The organism is Lysinibacillus sp. FSL K6-3209 (assembly GCF_037976175.1).
GTDB lineage: Bacteria > Bacillota > Bacilli > Bacillales_A > Planococcaceae > Lysinibacillus > Lysinibacillus sphaericus_D.
The window spans coordinates 2,601,609-2,626,297 of the sequence record NZ_CP150264.1 but is presented as its reverse complement, the minus strand read 5'-3'; the positions used below and the strand labels follow the sequence as shown (position 1 = coordinate 2,626,297).

29 protein-coding genes are annotated in these 24,689 nt (G+C 37.5%); 19 read left to right on the top strand and 10 right to left on the bottom strand.

Features of this window, described 5'->3' with window-relative positions; genetic code table 11:
• Positions 1-7: 7 nt before the first annotated feature.
• From MHH88_RS12730 to MHH88_RS12715, 4 genes are all read left to right on the top strand, one after another.
• Positions 8-880, top strand: a complete 873-nt coding sequence (locus tag MHH88_RS12730; RefSeq protein WP_069513199.1) for an ABC transporter ATP-binding protein — start codon at positions 8-10, stop codon at positions 878-880.
• Entirely contained in the window at positions 874-1,698 is an 825-nt protein-coding gene (locus tag MHH88_RS12725; protein ID WP_339258492.1) for a dipeptide/oligopeptide/nickel ABC transporter ATP-binding protein, read from the top strand. Before MHH88_RS12730 ends, MHH88_RS12725 begins: the two co-directional genes overlap by 7 nt.
• On the top strand, positions 1,695-2,894 hold the full coding sequence (locus MHH88_RS12720; RefSeq protein ID WP_339258490.1) for an MFS transporter: 1,200 nt from the start codon (positions 1,695-1,697) through the stop codon (positions 2,892-2,894). The genes MHH88_RS12725 and MHH88_RS12720 overlap by 4 nt, the downstream gene beginning before the upstream one ends.
• A 154-nt stretch (positions 2,895-3,048) precedes the next feature.
• Positions 3,049-3,684 carry a 50S ribosomal protein L25/general stress protein Ctc gene (locus tag MHH88_RS12715; RefSeq protein ID WP_339258488.1) on the top strand — a complete coding sequence of 212 codons (636 nt, stop codon included), beginning with the start codon at positions 3,049-3,051 and terminating at the stop codon, positions 3,682-3,684.
• Between the two features lie 65 nt (positions 3,685-3,749).
• On the opposite strand, the gene MHH88_RS12710 is transcribed toward MHH88_RS12715, so the two are convergent.
• Entirely contained in the window at positions 3,750-4,376 is a 627-nt protein-coding gene (locus tag MHH88_RS12710; RefSeq protein WP_339258486.1) for a YitT family protein, read from the bottom strand.
• Between the two features lie 159 nt (positions 4,377-4,535).
• Between MHH88_RS12710 and MHH88_RS12705 the strand changes: the two genes are divergently transcribed.
• Together MHH88_RS12705 and ade are read left to right on the top strand one after the other, a co-directional pair.
• Positions 4,536-4,958 (top strand): pyridoxamine 5'-phosphate oxidase family protein, encoded by a 423-nt coding sequence (locus tag MHH88_RS12705; RefSeq protein ID WP_339263058.1) that lies wholly within the window; start codon positions 4,536-4,538, stop codon positions 4,956-4,958.
• A gap of 238 nt (positions 4,959-5,196) precedes the next feature.
• A complete protein-coding gene (gene ade / locus MHH88_RS12700; RefSeq protein ID WP_339258484.1) occupies positions 5,197-6,942 on the top strand; it encodes an adenine deaminase in 1,746 nt (581 codons plus the stop codon).
• Between the two features lie 44 nt (positions 6,943-6,986).
• On the opposite strand, the gene MHH88_RS12695 is transcribed toward ade, so the two are convergent.
• Positions 6,987-7,544 (bottom strand): flavodoxin family protein, encoded by a 558-nt coding sequence (locus MHH88_RS12695; RefSeq protein ID WP_069513205.1) that lies wholly within the window; start codon positions 7,542-7,544, stop codon positions 6,987-6,989.
• An 86-nt stretch (positions 7,545-7,630) separates the two neighbouring features.
• Positions 7,631-8,656, bottom strand: a complete 1,026-nt coding sequence (locus MHH88_RS12690) for an S-layer homology domain-containing protein (RefSeq protein WP_069513206.1) — start codon at positions 8,654-8,656, stop codon at positions 7,631-7,633.
• A gap of 367 nt (positions 8,657-9,023) precedes the next feature.
• Between MHH88_RS12690 and MHH88_RS12685 the strand changes: the two genes are divergently transcribed.
• From MHH88_RS12685 to MHH88_RS12630, 12 genes are all read left to right on the top strand, one after another.
• The gene (locus tag MHH88_RS12685) at positions 9,024-9,188 is read left to right on the top strand and encodes a hypothetical protein (protein ID WP_162832707.1); all 165 of its coding nucleotides are present in this window, start codon (positions 9,024-9,026) and stop codon (positions 9,186-9,188) included.
• Positions 9,189-9,443: 255 nt separating this feature from the next.
• On the top strand, positions 9,444-9,740 hold the full coding sequence (locus MHH88_RS12680; protein ID WP_339258482.1) for a hypothetical protein: 297 nt from the start codon (positions 9,444-9,446) through the stop codon (positions 9,738-9,740).
• A gap of 115 nt (positions 9,741-9,855) precedes the next feature.
• Positions 9,856-10,770 carry a zinc ABC transporter substrate-binding protein gene (locus MHH88_RS12675; protein ID WP_339263056.1) on the top strand — a complete coding sequence of 305 codons (915 nt, stop codon included), beginning with the start codon at positions 9,856-9,858 and terminating at the stop codon, positions 10,768-10,770.
• 8 nt (positions 10,771-10,778) lie between these two features.
• On the top strand, positions 10,779-11,528 hold the full coding sequence (locus tag MHH88_RS12670) for a metal ABC transporter ATP-binding protein (protein ID WP_069513208.1): 750 nt from the start codon (positions 10,779-10,781) through the stop codon (positions 11,526-11,528).
• Positions 11,522-12,394 carry a metal ABC transporter permease gene (locus MHH88_RS12665; protein ID WP_339258480.1) on the top strand — a complete coding sequence of 291 codons (873 nt, stop codon included), beginning with the start codon at positions 11,522-11,524 and terminating at the stop codon, positions 12,392-12,394. Before MHH88_RS12670 ends, MHH88_RS12665 begins: the two co-directional genes overlap by 7 nt.
• Positions 12,391-13,260 carry a metal ABC transporter permease gene (locus tag MHH88_RS12660; RefSeq protein ID WP_339258478.1) on the top strand — a complete coding sequence of 290 codons (870 nt, stop codon included), beginning with the start codon at positions 12,391-12,393 and terminating at the stop codon, positions 13,258-13,260. Before MHH88_RS12665 ends, MHH88_RS12660 begins: the two co-directional genes overlap by 4 nt.
• 263 nt (positions 13,261-13,523) lie before the next feature.
• Positions 13,524-13,982 carry a VOC family protein gene (locus MHH88_RS12655; RefSeq protein WP_339258476.1) on the top strand — a complete coding sequence of 153 codons (459 nt, stop codon included), beginning with the start codon at positions 13,524-13,526 and terminating at the stop codon, positions 13,980-13,982.
• A 144-nt stretch (positions 13,983-14,126) separates the two neighbouring features.
• Positions 14,127-15,314, top strand: a complete 1,188-nt coding sequence (locus MHH88_RS12650) for an MFS transporter (RefSeq protein WP_069513212.1) — start codon at positions 14,127-14,129, stop codon at positions 15,312-15,314.
• A gap of 135 nt (positions 15,315-15,449) precedes the next feature.
• The gene (locus MHH88_RS12645; RefSeq protein WP_339258472.1) at positions 15,450-16,124 is read left to right on the top strand and encodes a copper amine oxidase N-terminal domain-containing protein; all 675 of its coding nucleotides are present in this window, start codon (positions 15,450-15,452) and stop codon (positions 16,122-16,124) included.
• Positions 16,125-16,142: 18 nt separating this feature from the next.
• On the top strand, positions 16,143-16,382 hold the full coding sequence (locus MHH88_RS12640) for a hypothetical protein (protein ID WP_024361019.1): 240 nt from the start codon (positions 16,143-16,145) through the stop codon (positions 16,380-16,382).
• Between the two features lie 5 nt (positions 16,383-16,387).
• Positions 16,388-17,302: an FAD:protein FMN transferase gene (locus MHH88_RS12635; RefSeq protein ID WP_339258469.1), complete on the top strand. Its 915-nt coding sequence runs from the start codon at positions 16,388-16,390 to the stop codon at positions 17,300-17,302.
• A complete protein-coding gene (locus MHH88_RS12630) occupies positions 17,296-17,862 on the top strand; it encodes a ferric reductase-like transmembrane domain-containing protein (protein WP_069513215.1) in 567 nt (188 codons plus the stop codon). Before MHH88_RS12635 ends, MHH88_RS12630 begins: the two co-directional genes overlap by 7 nt.
• Positions 17,863-17,930: 68 nt before the next feature.
• On the opposite strand, the gene MHH88_RS12625 is transcribed toward MHH88_RS12630, so the two are convergent.
• Together MHH88_RS12625 and MHH88_RS12620 are read right to left on the bottom strand one after the other, a co-directional pair.
• Positions 17,931-19,169, bottom strand: a complete 1,239-nt coding sequence (locus MHH88_RS12625) for a HAMP domain-containing sensor histidine kinase (RefSeq protein WP_339258466.1) — start codon at positions 19,167-19,169, stop codon at positions 17,931-17,933.
• Positions 19,159-19,839: a response regulator transcription factor gene (locus MHH88_RS12620; RefSeq protein ID WP_024361015.1), complete on the bottom strand. Its 681-nt coding sequence runs from the start codon at positions 19,837-19,839 to the stop codon at positions 19,159-19,161. The genes MHH88_RS12625 and MHH88_RS12620 overlap by 11 nt, the downstream gene beginning before the upstream one ends.
• Before the next feature lie 324 nt (positions 19,840-20,163).
• Between MHH88_RS12620 and MHH88_RS12615 the strand changes: the two genes are divergently transcribed.
• Complete coding sequence (locus MHH88_RS12615; RefSeq protein ID WP_069513218.1) at positions 20,164-20,466, top strand: antibiotic biosynthesis monooxygenase; 303 nt, start codon at positions 20,164-20,166, stop codon at positions 20,464-20,466.
• Positions 20,467-20,576: 110 nt separating this feature from the next.
• On the opposite strand, the gene thiD is transcribed toward MHH88_RS12615, so the two are convergent.
• The 5 genes from thiD to crcB (MHH88_RS12590) all read right to left on the bottom strand — a co-directional run bounded on the left by thiD (position 20,577) and on the right by crcB (MHH88_RS12590) (position 24,208).
• Entirely contained in the window at positions 20,577-21,398 is an 822-nt protein-coding gene (gene thiD, locus MHH88_RS12610) for a bifunctional hydroxymethylpyrimidine kinase/phosphomethylpyrimidine kinase (RefSeq protein WP_339258463.1), read from the bottom strand.
• A gap of 222 nt (positions 21,399-21,620) precedes the next feature.
• The gene (locus MHH88_RS12605; protein WP_339258461.1) at positions 21,621-22,826 is read right to left on the bottom strand and encodes a DUF418 domain-containing protein; all 1,206 of its coding nucleotides are present in this window, start codon (positions 22,824-22,826) and stop codon (positions 21,621-21,623) included.
• 316 nt (positions 22,827-23,142) lie between these two features.
• Complete coding sequence (locus tag MHH88_RS12600) at positions 23,143-23,490, bottom strand: hypothetical protein (protein ID WP_339258460.1); 348 nt, start codon at positions 23,488-23,490, stop codon at positions 23,143-23,145.
• A complete protein-coding gene (gene crcB / locus MHH88_RS12595; protein ID WP_024361010.1) occupies positions 23,487-23,849 on the bottom strand; it encodes a fluoride efflux transporter CrcB in 363 nt (120 codons plus the stop codon). The genes MHH88_RS12600 and crcB (MHH88_RS12595) overlap by 4 nt, the downstream gene beginning before the upstream one ends.
• Positions 23,846-24,208: a fluoride efflux transporter CrcB gene (gene crcB / locus MHH88_RS12590; protein WP_339258457.1), complete on the bottom strand. Its 363-nt coding sequence runs from the start codon at positions 24,206-24,208 to the stop codon at positions 23,846-23,848. Before crcB (MHH88_RS12590) ends, crcB (MHH88_RS12595) begins: the two co-directional genes overlap by 4 nt.
• Positions 24,209-24,689 lie beyond the last annotated feature (481 nt).

Here is a 24,689-nt window from a genome sequence, read left to right as displayed (position 1 = left end):
TCGTGACATGTTAGAAATACAACAACTTTCTATTTGGATACAAACCGAGAATGGGGAAAAGCAAGTCGTAAGAGATGCTAGCATGATGATTCCTGCTGGTCAAACAGTCGGTATAGTTGGAGAGAGTGGCAGTGGTAAAACCATGTTATGTCATGCCGTTATGCAACTGTTTCGGGATTCTAGACGCTATAATGGTGATATTTTATTTGAAGGACGTTCATTATTAGCCATGGACGAGCAAGAAATGCGACAGCTTCGAGGTAATGATATTGCACTTATTATGCAAAATCCGATTGCTATGTTTAATCCGATGGTCACAGTTGGCGATCATTTCGTTGAAACGATGCAAGCACATACCTCTGTAAAAAAACAACAGGCACTAAAAATAGCCGCACAACAACTTGCGCGCTTTCAATTGCCAGATGCATCAATTTTAAAAAAATATCCACATGAATTAAGTGGTGGAATGCTCCAACGCATTATGATTGCCCTTGCAGCGAGTCTTAGCCCGAAGCTGTTATTAGCCGATGAACCAACGACAGCTCTGGATACGATGACACAACTTGAGATTTTAGAGGAATTAGCATTATATCAACAACAAACAAATACAAGTATGCTAATTGTCTCACATGATTTAGGTGTGATTGCCAAAATGGCGGATATCATCGTCGTCATGCGCCGAGGGCAAATTATTGAATATGGTCCTACTGACTGTATTTTAATGAAGCCTGTTCATTCCTATACACAAGCACTATTAGCTGCGAAAGATAATAAATACTCGCTCGAACAGTTAGTGGATGCATGGGTGGGAGAAGTAAGCGGTGAATTATATGAACATAGGCAAGGTCACTGGGTAAGACAGGAGGAAACGTCATGTTAATGATACAACATGTTTCAAAATGCTATCAGCAAAAAGGTTGGTTTCGTATAAAAGAAAGGATACAGGCAGTAAAAAATGTTACATTAACACTTCGACAGGGTGTATGCTTAGCTATCGTCGGTGAAAGTGGTAGCGGGAAAACAACGCTTGGAAAGCTTGTATTAGGGATAGAACAACCAGATTGTGGCGCGATTCTATTTGATAATTTGAATGTGTGTACGACAGTGAAAGCATCGAAGAAACTGTTGCAAAAAAACATACAAGTGGTTTTTCAAGATTGCCAAAGTGCGGTCAATCCGAAAATGAAAATAAAGGACATTATTGCGGAGCCAATGGAACGTCACCTATCACTATCGAAGGCTGAAAGAGTAAAGAAAATCGAACAGTTACTTGTACAAGTTGGATTAGCCTCAAGTGATGCTTATAAATATCCGCATCAATTAAGTGGGGGACAATTACAGCGTGTGACGATAGCAAGAGCCATTGCAACCGAGCCTAAGTTAATTGTCCTTGATGAATCTATCAATAGCCTAGATTTACTTGTGCAGATAAGTATATTAAAACTACTGAAACAGTTACAGCGGGAAAAAGGGTTTAGTTACTTCTTCATTACACATGACCTACATGCAGTACAGTTATTTGCTGATGAAGTAGCTGTGATGGATAAAGGGGAAATTGTCGAATATGTAAGCGATATAACACAAATTCACAACATGACCCATCCAGTAAGTAGGCGACTATTAGCAGCAAGATTACCAATTACTTGTAAGCGTTCTTCTCAACCGCAAGGATTTGATCGAGAGGAGCATGTTTCATGAGGTATCGTCCATTATCGGGCCGCATGCTCCAAATGTATGGACTCGCTATGTTTTTCTTTACGGCAAACGCAGTATTAACGGTTATTTTTCCTATTCAGGCTGCAGCGGGAGGCTTTAAAGAAAGTCAAATTGGTGTCATGATGGCGATGTATATGCTTGTTTGTATGTTTTTACGTCCATTTGCTGGGCAGATGATAGCACAACATAGTCCATATGCAATTATGAAATGGCTATTACTAGCCCACGCGATAGCATTACTTATTTATGTCGTATTTGGCATTGATAGTCTCTATATTGTGCGGATATTACAAGGCGTCATCACAGCCTTTTTCTCGATGGCCATGCAACTTGGCATAGCAGATGTGTTACAAGATGAAGATCGTGGGCAGGGGATGTCGATGTATTCCTTATCCACCGTAATACCTGCAATTTACGGACCGGCATTAGCACTGTTACTATGGAGCCAGTTTGAACTGGACTATTTACTAGCATTGATTGTCTTTTTAGCAATTGCACCGCTGTTTTGCTTTATCCGTTCGCCTTTACCGAAAACAAAAGCAGCAAAACAACGGATTTCACTTAACGATATGCTTGATGCTTTAAAGCGTACGAAACAGCATAAAGGGCTAATGGTATCAGCCATTGTCATGACGATAGGCGCTGCCGTTTTTGGGGCTATTTCCACTTTTGTACCACTTTATATGTTAACTGAAGGTATTGCCAATCCAGCGCTGTATTTATTTTTACAGGCGATTGTCGTTGTCGGTAGCCGTTTTTTATTCCGCCAATCTATCCCTTCTGATGGTAAATGGCATCCAATGTTTATCTCTTTAGTATTAATCAGCTCAATGCTCGGTACGACATTCCTTGCCATGTTACCCATGCTTGGTTCATTCGTTTATATGTCTGCAATCTTTAATGGCTTAGCAGCAGCAATGCTCTATCCAACGGTTACTACATATATGTCCTTTGCTGTACCAAAGGAAGCTCGCTACACATTGCTAGGGCTCTATTTAGCTACATATGATTTAGGTTTCGGAGCAGGAAGCTTTTTCATGGGCTTCGTTGTGCAATTCACTTCCTATGCCATAATGTTTATGACGTGCACATTGATGGCAGGAATAGCACTAATAATTGTTGTGATTAAACGTGAAATGACGGGAAAGTACGAGCATCTAATCGTGACAAAGAGCTAATGAGTGCTTCTAGCGGGTAGAAGGAAAAAATAGCTTACAGATGACAAAATTTTGAGAAGTAGAAAAGAATAGTTAATCGTAAGGAAGGTATAAAAATCAACATATCGGGCAAAACCTTTTATGAGACTAGTTTTCACGAAAGGGGAAAATGCTAATGAGTACCATTTTAAATGCTACAAAACGTCATAAAGGACAAGGTTCAACACTAACAAAACTAAGACAAAGTGGTGCTATTCCAGGCGTTGTTTACGGTTATCAAATGGAGCCGACGTCGATTTCACTTGACGCAAGAATGTTTGCGAAAGTATTAAGTGAAATCGGTAGTAAAAGTGTCTTTCAATTAGATGTGGAAGGTAAGAAAATAAATGCCGTGTTAAATGAAGTCCAGCGCTGTGCATTAAAAGGGCATGTGAAGCATGTTGATTTTAAATCAATCAATATGTCAGAGGAGCTAGAAGTCGATATTCCTGTTTCCGTTGTAGGGGAAGCAATAGGTGTAAAAGATGGCGGTTTCCTGTTACAACCAAATCGTGATATACGTATTAAAGTGCAACCATCGGAAATACCAGAAACGATAGAAATCGATGTAACCAATGTTGCTATTGGCACTTCGCTGTATGTGGGCGATATTCGTCAAAACTATCATTTTGAAATTTTAAATGAAGATGATTACACATTAGTGACCGTTACACCACCACCAGCAGAAAATGTACAAGAAGATGAAACTGTAGATAGTACACCCGAAGTAATCGAAGCAACAGGGCAAAATACAGCCGAACCGAGAGAATAAAAAGTATCGTATCCATGCTAGCAAAAAGGAGCCGTAAAAGGCTCCTTTTTATAATTTGTATGATTTTAAATAATCGCGCTCTTCACACCAGTCCATTTAGTAAATAATTTCTCGTTATAGGTTAATGCTACTTGTACAATCGGGCCGAGACCAAAAGCCATTAGGACTGTGCCAACACCAATAGGGCCTCCGAGGAAAAAGCCGATAATTGCTACTGTTACTTCCATCAAAGTACGAGCACGCGTGACACTCCAGCCAAGCTTATGAACCATCAGAAGCATTAATGTATCTCGTGGGCCAATTCCTAAATTGGCTACCATATACATACCACAGCCCCAGCCAAGTAATAGCAATCCAGTGAGGTAGGCAAATAATTGCATCCAAAAACCCTCAATATCAGGAAGCCAGAAGTTGAAGATATCAATAAAAATACCAGCTAAAAACATATCTACAAATGTACCTGGCAAAGGAAACTTCTTCGTCACTAACATATCGAAAGCTAAAATGGCTAAGCCAATGAGGATGGACCAAGTGCCAATCGTTAGTCCAAACGTTTTGGCTAAACCTATATGTAAAACATCCCATGAACCAACACCAAAAAATTGCCCTTTAATCGTTAACGTGACGCCAAATGATAATACGATAATGCCAACAATGAAAAACAGACATCGTGTAAAAAAAGCTTGTTTCATTTTTAAAACCCTCATTCTAATAAATTCATGTTGTCCAACAAAATATTATAGCAATAGTTTTGAAAAAACCTCGAAAATAGTCATTTCATATTTTTCAAAAAATGCGGGTTTAGCTTATGAATGGAGGGGTAAAATAACAATATGAAAGGATGGGATGAAATGACTTCGGTACGTGATGAAATTTTAGAAGTATTAAATCGAGAAAAAATAGGAACGATGGCAACCGTTGAAAATGGCAAGCCTTATTCACGTTATATGACATTCCAAAATGAAGACTTCGTGTTGTATACCGTAACAAATAAGCATTCGGAAAAAATCGAGGAGCTATTGAAAAATCCGTATACACATATTTTATATGGCTACGACAATGGTGGATTTGGCGATGCCTTTGTTGAGATAGAAGGGAAGTTAACGGAAATTCAAGAGGAAGGTTTGAAAAATAAATTAGCGGAATTTTTCACAGGAATTTTCATTGGCAATAAAGATGAAATGGTAACACTTAAAATTGAACCCATTCGTATGCGATTGATGAACAAAAAAGGTGAGCCACCAAAAGAGTTAGAATTTACAAACGACCATTGAAAGATGGTCGTTTTTTATACCACAAAGTACTGTTGCCTACCATAGTGCGCTCCTATAGGAGTCGTCGCCTCCGTTTACCGCTAACGGCTTCAAGCGTAAGAACTAGGTTATAATGTTGAGGTAATTATCCTATTGAAGCCATTGTGAAAGTAAATGTAAGGTAAAACAATCTTCATGACTTGAATCTCCTTCATTATTCATGCATGATAGGTCATAAATGAAAAGGGAGTGTGCTCATATGGTAGAAAAACTACAGCAACTAACAAATAACATAATCGCATCACAGGGGAAACTAGAGGCGGATTTTATTTTGCGCAATGCCCTTGTTGCCGATGTTTTTACATTAACTTGGAAAAAGGCCGATGTTGTGGTGAAAAATGGGCAAATTATCGCCCTCGATACCCAAAATCGTTTTACTGCTAATAATGAGGAAGATGCTGCGGGTCATTATGTAATTCCTGGGTTAATTGATGGGCATATACATATTGAATCTTCTATGCTCACACCAGCTGAATTTAGTCGTGTCCTTGTTCCTCATGGTGTTACGACAGTCATCACAGATCCACATGAGATTACTAATGTCGCAGGTGCAGAAGGTATTCAGTTTATGCTAGATGATGCTAAAAAAGCTGAAATGGATATTTTCGTTATGTTACCGTCAAGTGTGCCTGGCACTCATTTTGAACATGCAGGTGCAACTTTGACAGCAAAAGATTTAGCACCATTTATGACCAATGACCATGTTCGTGGTCTGGCAGAGGTGATGGATTTTCCTGCTGTGTTAAACGGCGAAGCCAGTATGCTTGAAAAAATCTTGTTAGCCCAACAAGCAAATCTAGTTGTAGATGGCCATTGTGCAGGCTTAACAAGCGCGCAAATTACAGGCTACCGTGTGGCAGGTATTCATACCGACCATGAATGTGTGACAGCAGAAGAGGCGTTAAACCGTATAGAGCAAGGCATGTACGTATTAATTCGTGAAGGCTCCGCTGCAAAAAATTTACGTGACTTATTACCAGCAGTAAATACAGTAAATGCCCGTCGATTCGGTTTTTGCACCGATGACAAGTATGTCGATGAATTAATGGATGAAGGTAGCATTAACTTTGACGTAAAAATGGCCATTGCAGAAGGGATGGAACCATTGCAAGCCATTCAATTAGCGACCATTAATGTAGCAGAGTGCTATCGATTATACGATCGGGGTGTTTTAGCACCGGGCTATAAAGCAGACTTTATAGTAGTAGAAGATATAAAGGAAATGCGTGCAAAAGCGGTCTGGAAAGATGGGATCAAAGTCGCTGAAAATGGTGAAATGTTAACAGCTCGTGCGCAACTAAAAGTGCCAGCCCATATCCATCAATCTGTCCATTTGCCAGTCATGACAACTGATATGCTTGCCATTCCGTTTACAAAAGGCACGACAGCTAATGTTATGGAAATTGTTCCCAACCAACTGATTACGAATCATTTGGTCGTAGAGGTACCTGTCACAGATGGTGTGTTTGTACCATCTGTAGAGCAGGATTTACTAAAGCTTGCTGTTATTGAGCGCCATCATCAATTGCATACGACAGGGCTAGGTATCGTGAAAGGTTTCGGTTTGCAAAAAGGAGCAGTTGCAACAACAGTAGCCCATGACTCACACAATGCGTTAGTCATTGGAACGAATGATGCAGATATGGTAATGGCACTTAATCGTATTCAAGAAATTCAAGGTGGCTTTGTTATTGTGGCAGACGGTCAAATTTTAGCAGAAATGCCGCTAACGATAGGTGGGTTAATGACGGATGTAACGGCAGCTGAAGCTAAAAACCAATTAGCAAGTTTACACAATGCACTCCATGAGCTTAATCCTCATTTAGATTTCCATTTTCTTTTAACGTTTTCGTTTGTAGCACTACCTGTTATTCCAGCCTTAAAGTTAACGGATACAGGTTTATTTGATGTGACAACGTTTCAACATATTTCAGTAGAGGCATAGCCTTAAAAAACGACCTGAAAGCATCATGCATTCAGGTCGTTTGTTTATTTGGAGGTCATGCGGGCTTGAAGCTGTTTATTTAACAATGTTGCCTGTGTCAGAGCTAACGCATCAAGTGCTATATCACCAGGTTTATTGGCCTTACCGATAATGTATGATGAAAAAGGCATATTTAAAAAGTTAAAAATATAGTGGAATTGTTGAATCATTGGTAAGCCTTTTATTCGTGGATCATCGCCACCAACAGCAAGTACAATCGCTTCTGTTGTCTGAAGCTGTTCTTTCAACTGTGGAAAACGCTCATCACGAATGGCATGACTTAGACGGTCAATCACATTTTTCATAATGCCAGACATGCTATACCAATAAATCGGTGTGGCAAATAGAACGATATCACTTGTCAGTAAAGCTTGAATAATTTGGTCGTAATCATCCTCTACATACTGAAAGCCTTGTGCATCATGGCGTAAATCATGAATGGGTACAATATTCAAGTCCTTTAAATATAACTTTTCATGGGAGATCCCTTCTAATACATAGTTGGCAAGCTCCTCACTATTGCTGTGTTGTCTTGAGCTACCATACAAAGCGGTAATGCGCATATTATTCCTCCTTAAATCAAATTAAGCATAGTGTATGCTACTTCTACCTATCGTATTTTCATGGGACGTTAGTGTTCCGCCTTTGTTTATTGCTTTTTTAATGTGCCTGAAAAGTTCGTTCCTTCATCATGTGCAAATCGGCAATCTACTTCAATAATTTTAAGTGCATTTTTAAGTTGTTCAAATTCAAGCACACAGCGGTTGCCATTGTCGGATTTGTTCATAATAGCCTTTGTGCTAGACGTGATGGTAGCTGTACCTTCTACACTACCAGACTGTTGTCCATCGCTTGCTGTCAAAGAAATGTTGAAGCTCTTGCTTGTAGCATTTGAAATAATAGCATCACGGCGATTAAAATCAGTCGCTCCTTTGCCCCATTTATAATAATAGGTATACGTTCCTTCCCATGCACTGTTAGATGTTGCTACTTGTTGCATCGATTTATCGAGTTGCTTTTGCCCATTAAGCGCTCGTCCATTTAATGAAACGTTACTTTGGTTTTCGTGAATGTTTTGTGCATCATCAGAAATCGTATAAAAATTCCTTGAATCCATGCGGTGAAGCAATGTCACAACTTGCGCGCGCGTCATATGGTTTGCAACGCCAAAAAACTTTTGTAAATCATGATTTTCATACTTGGGGTTTTGTCCAGTGGAAATATAGGAATCGAGTAAAAATTGAATGGATTCATTAAGACCGCGTTTGCCCTCTGCAAGGTGGGTGATTGCTTGTGCAACAACACCGCGTTTTATTGCTGTTGCTCGAATATTGTTATGAAAATACCCGTTGAGCGGTACACCGTAACTAGCTAGGCGATTATAATACTCATCTGCCCAGTTCCCAGCAGTAGTCTGTTTTTTTAACTCATCATATGGGGACTCTAGTTCGTAATAATTAGCAAGTAACTTTGCAAATTGTTGCTCCGTAATGGTTGCATTCGGCTTGAAGGTACCGTCCGCATAGCCATCGATAATGTCATATTCTTCTGCCCACAAAACCGCCTCGTAAGCAAAATGGTCTTCCGTTACATCTGAAAAACCGGCTGCCTCCACTTTGTAGTTCCCAGCAACGATAAGTAATGAAAGCAATAATATACACACTAATTGTTTCATTATCATACTTCCTTTCTAGCTGTAATTATATTTAGTTTGCAGGATATAGATGGAAACTGCAAATGTTTCTATCAAATAATTCAAGATTACGTCAATTTTACTAGTGAACATGATGGGCTACATTGTACGAACGATATAACGGAAGATATCAGCAATTTTCAACTATAGCCTTTACACCGTTACAACTGGATAGGCACCTTTAATTTTTATAAAACGATGCACAGAAATATGATGGGCGCATAAAAAATGTGTGCAAGAAAAAAATTTTTTAAAAGAAATTTTTATAAAACAGTTGAAATTTCTTTTCATTAAGCATATATTTTTCCTAAGGGAAACAAAATATCACAAACGAAAGAAGAGTGACTGTATGAAAGAGTTAGATGATTTGAAACTAACAATTCTTCCGCTAGGCATACTAGTGTTTTTGACGATGTTATGGAAAATGACCCAATCAGTTGGTGTAGCGATTTCAATCATTATATTTTGGATGGGCTGGAAACAGCTTATGAAAAAATTCATGATAAATAATTAATACGCCATGCAAAGCGGCGTGATTAAAAAAAGATGAAATACACATCTGTCCAAACGGAAAATAGAGAAATGTTTACGCAAGTTGCTGCGAAAGCGTCTCTCGAAATTTATAAAAAGAATAAGGAGGGAAACCGTTTCGTCAAAACAAGCAACATTATAAAACAACCCAAAGTAATACGTTTACTTCCACGTAATTAAACGAATAACCGCATCATCATCTTCAGCAGGAAACGACTAAGAGTGGGGAAATTAACCATTGATTAAAGTAGCAGTTGAACAAGAGGCTGATAAAAATAGACATCTTTTTCAAGGCATTGGGCAACAGAAGCTGTGTGAAATTCAAAAGACAATAGCAATTAAATGCACACAATATTTTTTGATAGAAACAGTTAAGTGTTATCCTTCTTTAGAAATTTGCAGTGGCAAGCTCATAAAAAAGCATTCACAATGGAAAGAATCTATCAATGTGATGGGGGAAGCTTGGACTCATATCGGCTTCCCAATAAGCTTTACCGTTAGTCGATTAATTGCACATTATACGGTTAAAATGTAGGATTCGTTGCACCACAATGCTAAAAAAGAAAGTAGCTTCGGCAAAATCAGGCACGATGGTGCAAGAAGTAAACGACGCTATAGCGTTTTATAAGGTTTTGACGACGGTAATGGTAATGAAACGTTTTTTAGGTGTAATGGTTTTAATGATGTTACTTTTCGGTTGTAGCGCAGAAAATAGCGCAACGGAAAAAAAAGAAGGAGTCGTTGTTGCAACAACGGGGCATATTGCCGATGTGATTAAAGAAATTGGCGGTGACCATTTAACTGTTTCGGCATTGATGGGGCCTGGTGTAGATCCACATTTATATAAAGCAACACAGAGCGATTTATCGAAGTTAGAAAACGCCGAAGTTATTTTTTATAACGGTCTACAATTAGAAGGACAAATGCTCGATATCTTTGATCAAATGTCCAAAGATAAAACTGTGCTAGCTGTTGGGGATAAGTTGGATAAAGCAAAGCTACTTGATAGTGAAGATGAAGGGCTTCTACATGATCCGCATATTTGGTTTAACATTGACTTATGGAAACAAGTTGTGGACGCTGTAACGAAAACGCTTGTAGCAGAATATCCAGCGTTTAAAGATGACTTTAAAGCAAATGAAACAACGTATTTGAAAAAATTAGATGAGCTACAAGCGTACGCTAAAAAGCGCATTAGTGAAATACCAGATAAGCAACGAATATTAGTAACAGCACATGATGCGTTCAACTATTTCGGAGAGAGCCAAGGATTTGAAGTTCGCGGCTTACAGGGGCTAAGTACAGAAGCTGAATATGGTGTGAAAGACGTTCAAGAAATGGTGGACTTTTTAGTAGATAACAAAATCAAAGCGATTTTTGTAGAGTCAAGTGTTTCCGATAAAGCGATGAAAGCTGTTATTGAAGGGGCAAAACAAAAAGGGCATGAAGTTGCCATAGGTGGCGAATTATTCTCAGATGCCATGGGCGCTGAAGGAACAGAAGAAGGCACATACGTTGGGATGTATCAACATAACATCGACACCATTGTCGATGCACTAAAGTAGGTGAAAAAATGAATGCATTAACAGTAGAAAATTTATCGGTTGCTTATGATAAGAAAACCGTTTTAGAAAATGCCAACGTCACAGTGCCTAGCGGTCGGCTTACAGCCATTATTGGACCAAATGGAGCGGGAAAATCGACGTTCTTAAAAGCGATATTAAATCAATTACCAAACAAGGTAGGAAAAGTAGAGATACTAGGAAAGCTATTCGATCCAAAAAGTTTAGTCGTGGGATACGTCCCACAGCGCAATGCCGTTGATTGGGATTTCCCAACGAATGCACTAGATATTGTGCTAATGGGAAGATACGGACATACGGGATTGTTTAAAAGACCATCTAAACAAGATAAGCTTTTAGCAAAGCAAGCTTTGGAAAGTGTAGGCATGCAAGATTTTGCACAGCGTTCCATTGGTCAATTATCAGGAGGTCAACAGCAACGTGTATTTTTAGCACGGGCTTTAGCACAAAATGCTACTATCTATTTCTTAGATGAGCCATTTGCTGGTGTTGATGCCGCTACTGAAAAAACAATTATTGATATTTTAAAAAGCTTAAAGGCACAAGGAAAAAGTATTTTTGTCGTACATCATGATTTACAAACAGTAAAAGAATATTTTGACTACACAATTTTATTAAATAAAACGATTTTAGCATCCGGTGCAACGGAAGATGTTTTTACACCAGAACAATTACAAAAAACATACGGTGGCAAACTATTCATGATGCAAGACATGGTAGGAGCGAACAGCCTATGTTAACTGGAAACTTGCTTTGGGTATTAATGGGTACGATGTTGCTTGGGATTGCGGCTGGAATAACAGGTACTTTTTCCTTTCTTCAAAAACAAAGTTTAGTAGGTGATGCTGCAGCACATGCAGCATTACCTGGCATTGCCTTAGCATTTTTATTAACAGGGCAAAAAGAATTACCTATATTAATGCTGGGGGCAGGTATAACATCAGCTTTGTCTGTCTACTGTATCCAATGGATTGTTTCATTTTCGAAAATGAAAGCAGATGCTGCTATTGGTTTAGTGCTAACGGTATTTTTCGGGGTAGGCGTTGTATTTTTAACGGTTGTCAATCATAGCCCGTTAGGAAATCAGAGTGGCCTTAACAATTTTATTTTTGGTAAGGCGGCAACGATGACAAAAGCGGATTTAACATGGCTGTTTTTAAGTGCAACAATTATTATAATAGTTAGTTTGTTATTTTATAAGGAATGGAAACTATTAATCTTTGATCCCGTGTATGCAAAAGGGATTGGCTTACCGATTGAAGCGTTAAAGGCGACGTTAACCGTTTTGATTGTGATGACAATTGTAACGGGCATTCAATCAGTCGGTGTTATATTAATGTCAGCGCTGTTAATCATTCCTGCCGTAAGTGCTAAATTATGGACGAGGAAGCTAAGTTCAATGCTTGTAGTTAGTGCAGTAATAGGTGGTGTGTCAGGGATTGTTGGAACCTTTATTAGTTCTACGCGTACAGGCTTATCAACAGGACCTTTAATTGTTTTAGTAGCTGCTGCCATTTTCTTTTTATCTTATTTATTTAGTCCAGCAGGGCAAATGTATAAGTACTTTAGAAAAAAACAGTTTCGAAAGCAAGGTGAAGTAGGATGATTGAATTATGGGTCATTATCACGGGTCTTTTGGTAGGTATTACATGTGGGATGGCTGGTGTCTTTTTAATATTACGTAAAATGTCGATGATTGCAGATGCTATTAGCCATACGGTGCTGTTTGGGATTGTGATGGCATTTATCATTACGCAAACATTAAATGGATTTTGGATGCTATTAGGTGCAGCGGTTGCTGGCATTTTAACGGCATACTTAGTGCAGTTATTACATTCTTCGGGTATACAGCAAGATGCTGCAATTGGTGTTGTCTTTACGACGTTATTTGCCGCAGGTGTTCTGCTAATTACATTGTTTGCTAGCCATGTGCATTTAGATGTTGAGCATATCTTAATGGGTGAAATTGCATTTGTTCCTTGGGATAAATGGACGTTCTTTGCAATCACAATGCCCAAAGCTATCTGGATACTATTGCTTGTATTAATGATTAATATAGGGTTCCTATTATTATTCTTTAAGGAAATGAAGCTTGCAACCTTTGATAACGTTTATGCAGCGTCCATTGGTGTACCAATACTTTTCTTACATTATGGTTTTATGACGTCCATTTCTTTTACAACTGTTGCAGCATTTGATAGTGTCGGGGCAATTTTAGTAGTAGCGATGTTAATTGGACCTGCTGCCACAGCCAATTTAATTAGTAAATCAATTAAACAGATGTTCCTATTCAGTATGTTATATGGAGGGGCAGCGGCGATTCTTGGTTATTATTTGGCTAAATTTTGGGACACGTCGATTGCAGGTATGATGGCTACGGCGGTCGGCTTATTATTTATTGTTACATTATGCGCTCAAAAATTCGTCGACTATAAACGAAAATCGCTAGTTAGTAAATTAGAAGGAGTTTAAAGTGCAAGTTATTGATAAAAGTAATGTTTGACCTCAAATTTTAACTTATGTTAAGGGATATGCACTTTAATTAGTAAAATCAATGAAGAAGAGATGGGGCTTTTAAAAACCCATCTCTTTATTTTGTTATATAGTGTAGTAAAACATCGGTATGCTAGCAAGTCCGCTAATTATTATTAAAAATGCACATTTCATCCTTTAGCATGATTTTCCCTTTCTATAAAAATAGTATACTTTTGTCAATAATCATTAGGGGAGATACTATGATAAAAGGATTATATGAAGCACATTTACCTGTTAGCGATTTACAACAATCCATTATATTTTATGAAAAGCTAGGGCTTGAATTAGCTTATGTGCAACAGCAACTCGCTTTTTTCTGGATTGTCAAAGGACAAAGTTGGATAGGTTTGTGGGAATGTAAGGAAGCGCAACTAGATTACCATCCGTCTATCCGACACCTTGCTTTTAAAATAGACGAAGATGATGTAGGACGAGTAAAACAATGGTTACAATCCATTGGCATTGAAATACGAACAGCATTTGGCTTTACGCCCTCACAACAGCCGCTCGTCTTACCCAATTATCCACATGCCCATGCGGCAATCTATTTTGCCGATCCAGATGGCAATTCTATTGAGCTAATTACACCATTAAGATTGGATGTTGCTGAAGAATTTCCAATGATGTCTTTAGCAACATGGTACAAAAGGGATAAATAGCAAAAGTGATACATCAATCAAGAATAAAGGAGTTTGCACGCGTCGATAAAATGCCAGATTTGTAAAATTATATGTACGAATATTTATAATTTTGTTACGATGGATGTTATAAAAATTTAATATTGGGCAACGAGGGGAGACAGCATGTGGGGAAAACGTAATGTTTGGATTATTTTATTAGGTGAATTTGTAGTAGGTCTTGGCTTATGGGCTGGAATTATTGGCAACTTAGCATTTATGCAAAAAGTCGTGCCGTCAGATTTCCATAAATCATTAATTATTTCAATTGGTATATTAGCTGGTCTTGTTGTCGCACCACTCGCAGGAAGGTTGATTGACCAATCGAAGAAAAAAACAGTTATTCAGTTTGCGAGTATAGGTCGTATTCTAAGTGTGTTCTTTATGTTTATAGCACTGTATACCAACTCTGTAATATGGATGATATTATTTTTAATCACGTTGCAAATTGCAGCAGCATTTTATATGCCTGCTTTACAGTCTATTATACCATTAGTTGTCAAAGATAAAGATTTAATGACTTTGAATGCTTGGCAAATGAATGCTCGAACGATTTCTAGAATTGTCGGAACTGCCGCAGCGGGCTTAATGTTAAGCTATTTTGAGTTGAAATGGTTATACATTGTTTCACTTATTGTGTATATTATCATGTATGTTATGACAAATAGTTTAAAGCTTGATGAAACGGTAAATGTATCTGTCAATGACAAGGAAAAAGGTAGATTTAAGGACGTATACCCGATGCTAAAGGAGCATCCAGTCGTGTTAATGACACTCGTATTAATGTTAATTCCGACATTATTTTTGGGCTCTTTTAATCTAGTCATTATGAAAATCACCGAAATGCATGCGTCCACGACTATTTCGGGATTATTATATACAGTTGAAGGAATTGGCTTTATGTTAGGGGCTGCGGGGCTCAAATATATTGCTGAGCGCGTCAAAATAGGGACATTATTATTCGGACTTGCATTGATTATTGGCATAATGGAGCTAATGCTATTGCTAGCGGATAGCACGTTCTTTGCTTTATTAACATTCGGATTATTTGGTTTTTCTGTCGGGTGCTTTTTCCCAACAACAATGGTGATTTTTCAAAAACAAGTACCGAAAGAGTACCACGGGCGATTCTTTTCCTTCCGCAATATGATTGATTCGGTTGTGTTCCAAATTGTTCTGTTGTCAACAGGTATGATGCTTGATGTAATCGGCTTAAGTGGAATGGGTATTGTTTTTGGTATAATTAGTTTAAGTTTAACTGTAACTTTTTTCCTTTTCTCGAAGAAAAGAAAGGTGATTTTACACGCACATTAAGTGTTACAATGACAAGTTATTTCTATCTACAGGTCAATCTGTATGTGGAAATAGCTTTTTTTGTTTTTTATGTGGCAAAATTCAGTTTCCTATCATTTTCATGTCCTACTATTAATGATGGAAGGAGTGAAAGAAATGAAAAACAAAAAAATAAGTGTAGCAGCTAGTTTATTGGTAGTAGGTTTATTAACGAATGGTATGCAGGCAAAAGCAGATGATGACGATTATAATCACGATGGTTATGAAAAACATGAAAAGTATGAAAAATACGACGACCATGATGACGACTATGATCATAATGATGACTATGATTATGAGTATGAAGATGATTATGACGACGATGATGATCAATACCAAAATTATGATACAACGAACGTTGTGAATGAAAAAGGGAAATGGAATATATGGACAAGATCCGTTGTTGTCGATAAAGAAGTGCTACCTTTTACGGATTCAAAACAAGTTGTATTAAAAGTGACAGGCATAAATAAAGAGGTAAACTTGTTTGCAATGCCAAAAGACGGAGAAATATTTGTACCTGGCAAAACAGTGGCAAAGTTATTAGGTGCAACAGCGACGTATTACAAAACAAGTGAAATATTGGTTATTCAAAACGCCAATCATGAACTTATTTATCGCGCAGGGAAAAATGTTGCTTACGACAATTATGTAAAAACACCATTACCTGCACATGCTTTTTATTTAAATAATGAGCTTTATTTACCGATTAGTGCCATAACAAATGGCTTAGGCTTTATCGCCGAATGGCAAGAGGAAAATCAACAGTTTGTTTGTCAACCATTAAATTAGGTAGGAGCGTGGAGAACGATGAAAGATCCAAAAAAAGCAAAATGGTTATTAGGCGCATCGGGTGTACTCATTTCTGCTGCATTACTATCACAATTTAATGACACATCGCAAGCTGAAACAACTGATGCTCAATTTTCTAAAATAGAAGAGAAGGCCATGACAAAGAAAGAGAAAGAGCTCGTCCAGCTTGATTGGACAAATTTTGAAATAACAAAACAAACAGCAGTCAAAAGTGAGCGCAAAACGAAAAGAACTTGATAGGGATGATGACAGTGGATACATTGACATTACAAGTAATGAATACGGAATTTTATCTAGCTATAGCAAAGAGTAATAAAACGAATTGGCAAGAAAAAGCTGAAAAGTGGCTTCGTTACGTAGCGCAAGAGTGGTCGAGGTTTGGCACGAACAATGAACTTTGGCAATTGAATAATCTGGAAATCGGGCAAACATTACAATTAAGTGATGATCTCTACGATTGTTTAGTGCAGGCCAATGACTATTATCTTCGTACAAATGGTTTATTTTCACCGTATTTAAAATTACAACTTGAACAACATGGCTACAATCAATCTTTTCCGTTTACCACAATTGAAAAGGAGGCAATGTACAACCAACCTATCATAGCAGGTAATCCTTTTCAGTTTTTAAGCAATCAACAAGTTATGAAAATAGCACAGCAAGAAATTGATTTAGGGGGGTTCGCAAAAGGCTATGCTATTGAAAAATTAGCGCAATGGCTTGAGGCGGAAATAGCTCCTGAATACGGCTTAATAGATGGGGGTGGGGATATGAAAATGTGGTCGTCAGGTGAAAAAATATGGACGATTGGTGTTGCCGATCCCTATGATGTGGACAAAGAAATAAGCGCTATAAAAATGGCTTCGGGCGCTATTGCTACCTCTAATCGAATTTATAGAAGTTGGACCCAAGGAGAAAACAGTAAGCATCATTTATTAAATGGTCAAACAGGAAACGTTGCGATCACGGATGTAATACAAGCAACGGTCGTAACATCATCATTATGTGATGCAGAAGTTGGAGCAAAACTTTGCTTTTTAGTGGATGACACCAAACAGCAACAATGGCTTGAAGCAATATGCGACCGCAGTGCACGTTTTATTGTAAAAGAAAATCAAGCAGGTTACTGGGCAATGACGGGGGAGAAAATATGTTAACAAGTACATGGGAATGGATACGGTTATTAGGGTTTTTAGCATATTTTTATTTTACAGTGTCTATTGTATTTGGTTTGTTAAGAAAATCGACGTTTGTCAAATCACATAAAAATTTAATTTACCAAGTTCATCAAAATGCGGGGTGGTTAGGTCTAATAACCGTTGTTGCGCATATGTTCGTGCTCATCATTGATAACTACGAGCCCTATGCATTAGTGGAAGTGCTACTCCCTTTTTCATCTCATTATCAACCGATTGCCTCTGGACTTGGGATAATTGCTTTTTACTTATTTTTACTAGTACTATTAACATCAGATTTATGGTTGAAAACGATGAATCGCTCAATATGGAAATCGATCCACTTTCTCGTATTGCCAGCTTGGCTCCTATCTCTTTTACATGGCATACTTATTGGGAGTGATACAGACAACATATATATCCTGCTGTTCTATTTTACGTCCGCAGGTTGTGTTCTCTCAATATTGATAGCAAGAATGGTCAGCCAAGGAAGGAAGACAAAAGACAAAACAGTTCCACAAGCATTAAGGAGCTCAAAATAAAAGCATCAGCTTATTTCTTGAGAGGAAATAAGCTGATGCTGTTGCTTTTTAAGCCAATTTAAGAAATGTTATTGAACAGGAAATTCAATATAAAATGTTGAACCTTTTCCTACAGTACTCGTAACATAAATTTTTCCTCCATGCTGTTCCACAATCGCTTGTGCAATGGCAAGACCTAACCCTGTCCCATTGCGTTGGCGGGAAGTGTCACTGCGGTAAAAGCGTTCAAACACCATGGCAAGTTCCTGCTCTGGTATACCGATACCACTATCTGCTAGAGCGATCGTGATAAGGTTCGCTTGTTTTGAAAGTGTTAATGTAATCTGACCTTGTTTTGTGTAGGCAATAGCATTATCTAATAGGATATAAAGCAGTTCTTGTATTTTTGTTGCATCGCCAAGTAGTTCAATGTTTTCTTCTATTTGTGTGCAAAATTGAATGGGTTCAGGCATGATTTTTTGAAATTTAGTACTTATTTTTTCAAGCATAGTAGATAGCTGTAATACTTCTTTATGAGTTAAGCCCTGCTGTTGATCGTGGCGCGCTAAAAATAATAGTTTATCAAGCAGTGCTTTCATTAATTGGGCCTCATCTTTTAAATCCGTAATTAATTCTTTGCCAAAAGGAGTTAAATGCTTTGCTTCCTCAAGTTCTAAAATATCGAGTGAACTATAAAAAATACTAAGTGGTGTGCGCAATTCATGAGAGGCATCCGAAACAAACTTTTTTTGTTTATCAAATGACCATTGAATAGGAACCATCGCTTTGCCAGCCATGTAGTAGCTTAGTAACCCGATTAAAATCGTTGAAATACACGCTAATAGTAGCAGTAACTCACTTACTTTTTGAAAAAAGTGATGTTGTGTTGTTACAGATTTCCCAATCAGTATATAGCCGACTACTTTTTCATGATAGTTAATCGGCTTTTTAATTATAAGGAAATGCTGTTCTTGCCATTCGAAACGACGTACGACATCGTGAACTTGACGGTCTTGCGAAAAGACTTTTTCTACTTGTGTTTTAAGCCCTCTAACAGATTCATCCCCATGGATAAATTGATGATCGTTTGTATAGATATAATAAAAATAATTCCGGTTTGGGTCATAGCTCACGGTTTTTTTGTTGTCATTTGCATATTCAAAATAATCATGTTCTTGTTTTATATAAAACGCTTCTAATTCTTGTATTTGTTGATTTTCCATCAATTTAACAAGAGCAAAATAAAGAACAATAATAAATAGTGAAAATAATAAAAAATAGAGTGTGGCATACAAATAAGATAATTTTTTTCTTGTTTTATGAAACATGAGATTCCCTCAATTTATAGCCAATGCCCCGCACATTTTGAATGCGTGATTTGACTTGCCCATCATCAATTTTTTTTCGAACAAGCTTTACTAAAGCATCTAATGAATTGTTGGACACATCATAATCATAGCCCCAAATATAAATGCATATTTGTTCTCTCGTTAGAACACGACCTTTATTTAAAAATAAATATTCAAGCAGTAAAAATTCATTTTTAGTTAATTCTACTTCGGTATTATTAAGCAAAAAAGTCCGCGCATCGACTTGTAAGGTTAAATTATCTACTCTGACAACTTGCTCAATCACTTTATTTTTTCTACGCAGTAATGCCCGCACCCTTGCTAACAGTTCCTCCATCTTAAAGGGTTTTACTAAATAATCGTCAGCGCCACTATCAAGTCCTGTAATAATATCTTCTGTATCGTCCTTGGCAGTTAGCATTAAAATACTGCCATTAAAGCCACTTTGTCGTAACTGCTGACAAACAGCAATACCACTTAGCTGAGGCATCATCCAATCTAAAATCACTAAATCGTACTGTTCAGAAAATGTATTGTTCAGGGCATCTTGTCCATTATCGACAGATGCAACATGGTGGAATTCTTTTTTTAAAATATGAACAATATTTTTACGTAGTCGACTATCATCTTCTGCCAGTAATATTTTCATTTTAGTTCCCTCCTGTTTCCATATTCAAATTATTATACTATGCTAAAATGAAGGCAAACTGAAAAAATAGTACATCATCCTGTTTTTTTTACATTTACTATCTTTAGTGTGAACCACCAAGTTATCATTTAGTAAATTAAATCAATAGAAATCGCTATCGCATAATGACTAAAAGTTAGTTCTATAGTACATACCTCCATTATAAAGGGTAGTACTACAATGTATACTAACGGAAGTTTGCATAACTGCCACGACATAGCTTATTGAAATTAAATGGATAGGATTTTTCGTATACAATAGTAGTGAAAGAGGGGGGAGTAAAGGATGGATAGTTATTATGCTGTTATTTTCACATCACAACGGACGGATAACGACAACGAAGGATATGCCAAAATGGCGGATGCCATTGAAGCATTAGCAAAACAGCAGTCAGGTTTTCTTCGTGTGGCAAGTACAAGAAATGCCGAGGGGCAGGGGATTACTGTATCGTATTGGGAATCGTTAGAGGCGATTCAACAGTGGAAAAACAATGCACAACATGTTGTAGCACAACAATTAGGTAAAGAAAAATGGTACAGTCATTATCATGTAGAAATATGCCAAGTTATGCGTGCCTATTCTTTTTAAGATATTAGCATTTAGTCTTCAACGATAGCACAAATAAAAAATCCGCTGAGCCTGCAAAAGGCTCCACACGGATTTTTTTGCTTTTAATAACGATAAGCCATGTTCCATTATTACGAGTATCGAGTTACTGTAATATCATGTTCACCAAACGCTTTATAGGCACGATGGTCAATAGCTCCAGCAACCGTTTCAAACGGTATAGCTCGACGAATGCCAGCAGTAACAAACTTTTTAGCTTGCATAACAGCCTCTTCAACACTTAGATCTTGTGCTAATCCAGCAGTAATCGCTGCAGAATATGAACAACCCGCACCATTTGTATGAATAGTATCAATACGTGGGGCTTCCAATATTACCATGCGTACGCCATCATATAATACATCCGTTGCGGGACCATCGAGACGACCACCTTTTACGAGTACAAATTGCGTGCCAAGCTTATGTAAATCACGGGCAGCATCCTGTAAATCAGTTGCAGATGTAAGTTTCTTACCATCGAGCAAATATTCTGCTTCAGGCATATTAGGGGTCATAATTGTTGCATGTGGTAATAGTTTATCCTTTAAAGAAGACATGGCACCTTCTTCCATTAATGCAGTTCCTACTTTACCGAACATAACAGGGTCAATTACGACATGTTTGACCTGAACAGTAGAGAGCCAGTCTGACACAAGCTCAATGATATCTTTGGTGAATAGCATCCCTGTTTTTAAAGCATCGATGCCAATTTGCGTCGCAATTGTATGGAGCTGTGCCTCAATAACGTCTAACGATTGCGTAAAAACGCCTTGATTAGTTCGAGGATGTGTTGCTACAAAGGCCGTAATGGCAGAAGTGCCGTACACGCCTAGTTCTTGGAAAGTTTTTAAATCTGCTTGAATACCAGCTCCGCCACGTGCGGCAGAACCAGCGATTGTCAGTGTTTTTTTCATATTTAGTGTACTCCTCATCTTATACGTTAAAGCTAGGTGACGATGTCTTAATCATATTTCTATATTACTTTATTGTAATAATAATTGTCGTTATTTTGAAATAGCCAGAAAGCAGAGTTTTTATAATGTCAGTTTAAACATGAGGCTGCAAATTAAAACATGTATGCCAACGGTCATTAGGAAGAACATACATGTTTTAATGTCGCTATGCAATCAAAGGGGTTACGTTAATTTTTGTAGATGGCGTTTCACAGGAATATTGCCAAGTTTACGCCAGATGGTTTCAACTGGACCTTGTTTATATTTACGTAACCATAAAGTAGAAAATCCAATCATAAACAACGTAATGCCTAGCCAAGATGCGTGGATTAATGGTTGGCTATAATGGTTGGAAAGGCCGAGTCCCCAATTATAGAACAAAAAGGATGCGATGATATTTTGCGCGATATAGCATGTAAGTGCCATTTTGCCAACATTACTAATATAATGTTGGGCTTTAACGAATTTTTGATGGCGGGCGATTAAAAAGACAAGCCCGAGATAACCCAGTGATAAAACAGGGGCAAAAACATAGCGGTCTAAAACGACAAATTGAGTACTAAAAAACGATAGAGCATTTAATGGGATACCAATACCTAATCCAATCCATAGTAGGCGATTTTGCAGTCGAATGCCATGTTCATCCATTTTCAATAAACCTTTTCTGACAAGGAAGACGCCAAGTAAAAATAAGAAAACATTCATTGGTAAAATCATAATCGCTTCTGAGCGTAAAACCCAAAAATGTTCTAGCCGGTACACAACTTGCTCCCACCATGAAAACCCAGATATCTCAAGCAATTGATTCTCCTGACGAACTAGTGCTGCTTGTTCAGCGATACTACTACGATTTTCACTTAGATTGGCATATGGATTGTTTGGAAACAATGTTCGTGCAAGTTGAGTCGTCATAATTTTGTCCATAAGAAAACCTTCTACGACTTGGTGAAAAAGGTGGATACTAGCTGCAACAAACATACAAATTTTCATGACTCGCTCTGAGCGTTGAATAATAAATGCAACGAGGATACCTGTTAGGGAATAACTCATTAATACATCAAATTCAAAAACAAATATAAAATGAAGAACCCCATCTAAAAAAAGCAATATCATAGACCATAGGTACAGTTTAAACCAAGGGAGCCCTCTATTTTGGAAACTAGCATATTTCAATTGCATGCCAATGCCGAACATAATCGTTAATAAGCCAAGAAATTTCCCGTTCGTCAAATAATCTGAAAACTTAGATATATATGAGCCAATCCTTGAAATATCAGTTTCATCTAAATCGACTGAATAGCCGGATGACCCAAAAATCCAAATATTCGTTCCCAGTGTACCAATTATGGCTAATCCTCTCGCAACATCTAGTAATTTTATTCTTTCCATCAAAACACCTCACAAAAATGTTTATATAGAACGAAATGATAACGATTTTCATTTAGTTCTCATAAGTAATAAACGCCAAGATGGAAGAAAGGTTTCGTGAAAATAAGCATTTTTCTATGTTGAAGTAGCATAAATAAGATTTTTTATATAAAATGTTTGGGGATTTAGGCTTTCAGAAGAGACTCTTCTTTAGAACGCGCAAACAAAGTTAATGTTTATTTTCTTACCGCGCCGAAGCATATAACAGTGTTTAAATGGAAAAAGTGTTAGATGATTTGCTGTCAATCTAACACTTTCTTTGTTTTGTCCAACGTTTTTAAAACATTTGTGGTAATAACTCATCTATAAAGTGTCGATTTTTACGTAACCAAATTTTTAAAATGATACGATGCGTTAAAAGCTGATGTCTTTTGTTGGGCCTGTTTTTTGCTTCTAGTAAACTCTCGAGTAATATGCATGTTTCGCTAGCGTAATTATTAGGTTCTACTAGTACATCAAGCTTATAATCTATTAAGTGCGCTGCTTGCACCTTTGCGAGTAATTTGGCAAATAGAGTCGTCATTTCTTGGTAAGCTTCATCAAGTTCTAAGTCAATTAATGTATATAATGTATGTTCAATTTCAGCCTCTAAAGCTTGAAGCTGCTCGATTGTTGGTTGTGTCAAAAAATCACCTCTAATGTTTTAAGGACGCCCTGCATAAGGGAAAGCCCTAGTGCTGCAAAGAGCAATCCGACAATTACTGTACTACAAACATAACGGAACGCTAGATGCCATTGTTTCTTTTCGATTAGTTGCAATGTTTCAAACCCAAATGTTGAAAACGTTGTATAAGCACCTAAAAAGCCAATTCCTAAGAAATGCCATAGCGCATCACTTAGATGTGCACCAACTAACAAACCGAGTACAAAGGAACCTGTTATGTTGATGACAAAGGTAGCCCAAGGATATGTACTAACAATCCATTTACCTAAGTAAAACCTTGCTAATGCACCTAAAAATCCGCCTATTCCAACTAATATCATTGCATCCGCCTCCTTGCAAGTAGAGCACCTAGCCAAGCGCATACTAGACCACCGAACACACTCATCAAACAATAGGCGAGTGCTTGTCCCCATTTACTATTTTCCAACAGTAAAAGTGTCTCTACAGAAAAGGTCGAGAAGGTAGTAAAGGCTCCTAAAAAGCCTGTACCAATGCCGAGTACAAGGGGCGTGCGGTTAGTAAAGGTGGTGAAAAGGAAGGCTAAACAAAAACAGCCAACTAAATTAATGCAAAGTGTTGAAAATGGAAAGACCGCCGTTTTTGCAGCTAGCATACTAATATAATAGCGGGAAATAGCGCCTAAACATCCTCCTAAGCCAATTGCAACAAATATTTTCAATGTCAAAGACTCCTTTATTTTTTAGACCGAGTATACATAATAAGATTCACCGCATGCCTTTATATTGTATCAAGCACAAAAGCAGGATGGTAGTTTTTTAAAGTTTGTTATAATAAAAGCTATTTTCTTGCGAATAAAGCAATTCACTACTTTAAAGCGTTAATTATTTCCTGTAATATATAAAAAATAACAGTTTGAATGTTGACAATTATTTCAATTATATGATAATCTTCAATAACACTATAACAAACCAAACAAAGGAGGGCATGACAATGATGATTTTATCCGTACGATACAAAAGCACAGCTGCATACATTGTCCATGTCTAACATTGTTATTTTTTATGCAATGAAAGGTATGGGTACACCTTACCTTTTATAAGAGACGCATGCTCTTTTCAGGGGATGCGTCTTTTTTATTGCAAAAAAAGGTGATAGTGAACAGAAAAAGGAGTGTATGTGTATGCAAAACATCACAAGGA

Excerpts from the sequence above, each read along its gene's own strand:
- crcB (WP_024361010.1), bottom strand. The coding sequence starts at position 23,849 with ATGATATTAGTTGGAATAGGCGGATTTTTAGGTGCATTAGCAAGGTTT.
- MHH88_RS12660 (WP_339258478.1), top strand. The coding sequence starts at position 12,391 with ATGATTGAATTATGGGTCATTATCACGGGTCTTTTGGTAGGTATTACA.
- MHH88_RS12630 (WP_069513215.1), top strand. The coding sequence starts at position 17,296 with ATGTTAACAAGTACATGGGAATGGATACGGTTATTAGGGTTTTTAGCA.
- MHH88_RS12605 (WP_339258461.1), bottom strand. The coding sequence starts at position 22,826 with ATGGAAAGAATAAAATTACTAGATGTTGCGAGAGGATTAGCCATAATT.
- MHH88_RS12715 (WP_339258488.1), top strand. The coding sequence starts at position 3,049 with ATGAGTACCATTTTAAATGCTACAAAACGTCATAAAGGACAAGGTTCA.
- MHH88_RS12620 (WP_024361015.1), bottom strand. The coding sequence starts at position 19,839 with ATGAAAATATTACTGGCAGAAGATGATAGTCGACTACGTAAAAATATT.
- MHH88_RS12640 (WP_024361019.1), top strand. The coding sequence starts at position 16,143 with ATGAAAGATCCAAAAAAAGCAAAATGGTTATTAGGCGCATCGGGTGTA.
- ade (WP_339258484.1), top strand. The coding sequence starts at position 5,197 with ATGGTAGAAAAACTACAGCAACTAACAAATAACATAATCGCATCACAG.
- MHH88_RS12650 (WP_069513212.1), top strand. The coding sequence starts at position 14,127 with ATGTGGGGAAAACGTAATGTTTGGATTATTTTATTAGGTGAATTTGTA.
- MHH88_RS12720 (WP_339258490.1), top strand. The coding sequence starts at position 1,695 with ATGAGGTATCGTCCATTATCGGGCCGCATGCTCCAAATGTATGGACTC.
- MHH88_RS12690 (WP_069513206.1), bottom strand. The coding sequence starts at position 8,656 with ATGAAACAATTAGTGTGTATATTATTGCTTTCATTACTTATCGTTGCT.
- MHH88_RS12685 (WP_162832707.1), top strand. The coding sequence starts at position 9,024 with ATGAAAGAGTTAGATGATTTGAAACTAACAATTCTTCCGCTAGGCATA.
- MHH88_RS12710 (WP_339258486.1), bottom strand. The coding sequence starts at position 4,376 with ATGAAACAAGCTTTTTTTACACGATGTCTGTTTTTCATTGTTGGCATT.
- MHH88_RS12635 (WP_339258469.1), top strand. The coding sequence starts at position 16,388 with ATGATGACAGTGGATACATTGACATTACAAGTAATGAATACGGAATTT.
- MHH88_RS12625 (WP_339258466.1), bottom strand. The coding sequence starts at position 19,169 with ATGTTTCATAAAACAAGAAAAAAATTATCTTATTTGTATGCCACACTC.
- MHH88_RS12695 (WP_069513205.1), bottom strand. The coding sequence starts at position 7,544 with ATGCGCATTACCGCTTTGTATGGTAGCTCAAGACAACACAGCAATAGT.
- MHH88_RS12725 (WP_339258492.1), top strand. The coding sequence starts at position 874 with ATGTTAATGATACAACATGTTTCAAAATGCTATCAGCAAAAAGGTTGG.
- thiD (WP_339258463.1), bottom strand. The coding sequence starts at position 21,398 with ATGAAAAAAACACTGACAATCGCTGGTTCTGCCGCACGTGGCGGAGCT.
- MHH88_RS12705 (WP_339263058.1), top strand. The coding sequence starts at position 4,536 with ATGACTTCGGTACGTGATGAAATTTTAGAAGTATTAAATCGAGAAAAA.
- MHH88_RS12665 (WP_339258480.1), top strand. The coding sequence starts at position 11,522 with ATGTTAACTGGAAACTTGCTTTGGGTATTAATGGGTACGATGTTGCTT.
- MHH88_RS12675 (WP_339263056.1), top strand. The coding sequence starts at position 9,856 with ATGAAACGTTTTTTAGGTGTAATGGTTTTAATGATGTTACTTTTCGGT.
- MHH88_RS12670 (WP_069513208.1), top strand. The coding sequence starts at position 10,779 with ATGAATGCATTAACAGTAGAAAATTTATCGGTTGCTTATGATAAGAAA.
- MHH88_RS12655 (WP_339258476.1), top strand. The coding sequence starts at position 13,524 with ATGATAAAAGGATTATATGAAGCACATTTACCTGTTAGCGATTTACAA.
- MHH88_RS12730 (WP_069513199.1), top strand. The coding sequence starts at position 8 with ATGTTAGAAATACAACAACTTTCTATTTGGATACAAACCGAGAATGGG.
- MHH88_RS12645 (WP_339258472.1), top strand. The coding sequence starts at position 15,450 with ATGAAAAACAAAAAAATAAGTGTAGCAGCTAGTTTATTGGTAGTAGGT.
- MHH88_RS12615 (WP_069513218.1), top strand. The coding sequence starts at position 20,164 with ATGGATAGTTATTATGCTGTTATTTTCACATCACAACGGACGGATAAC.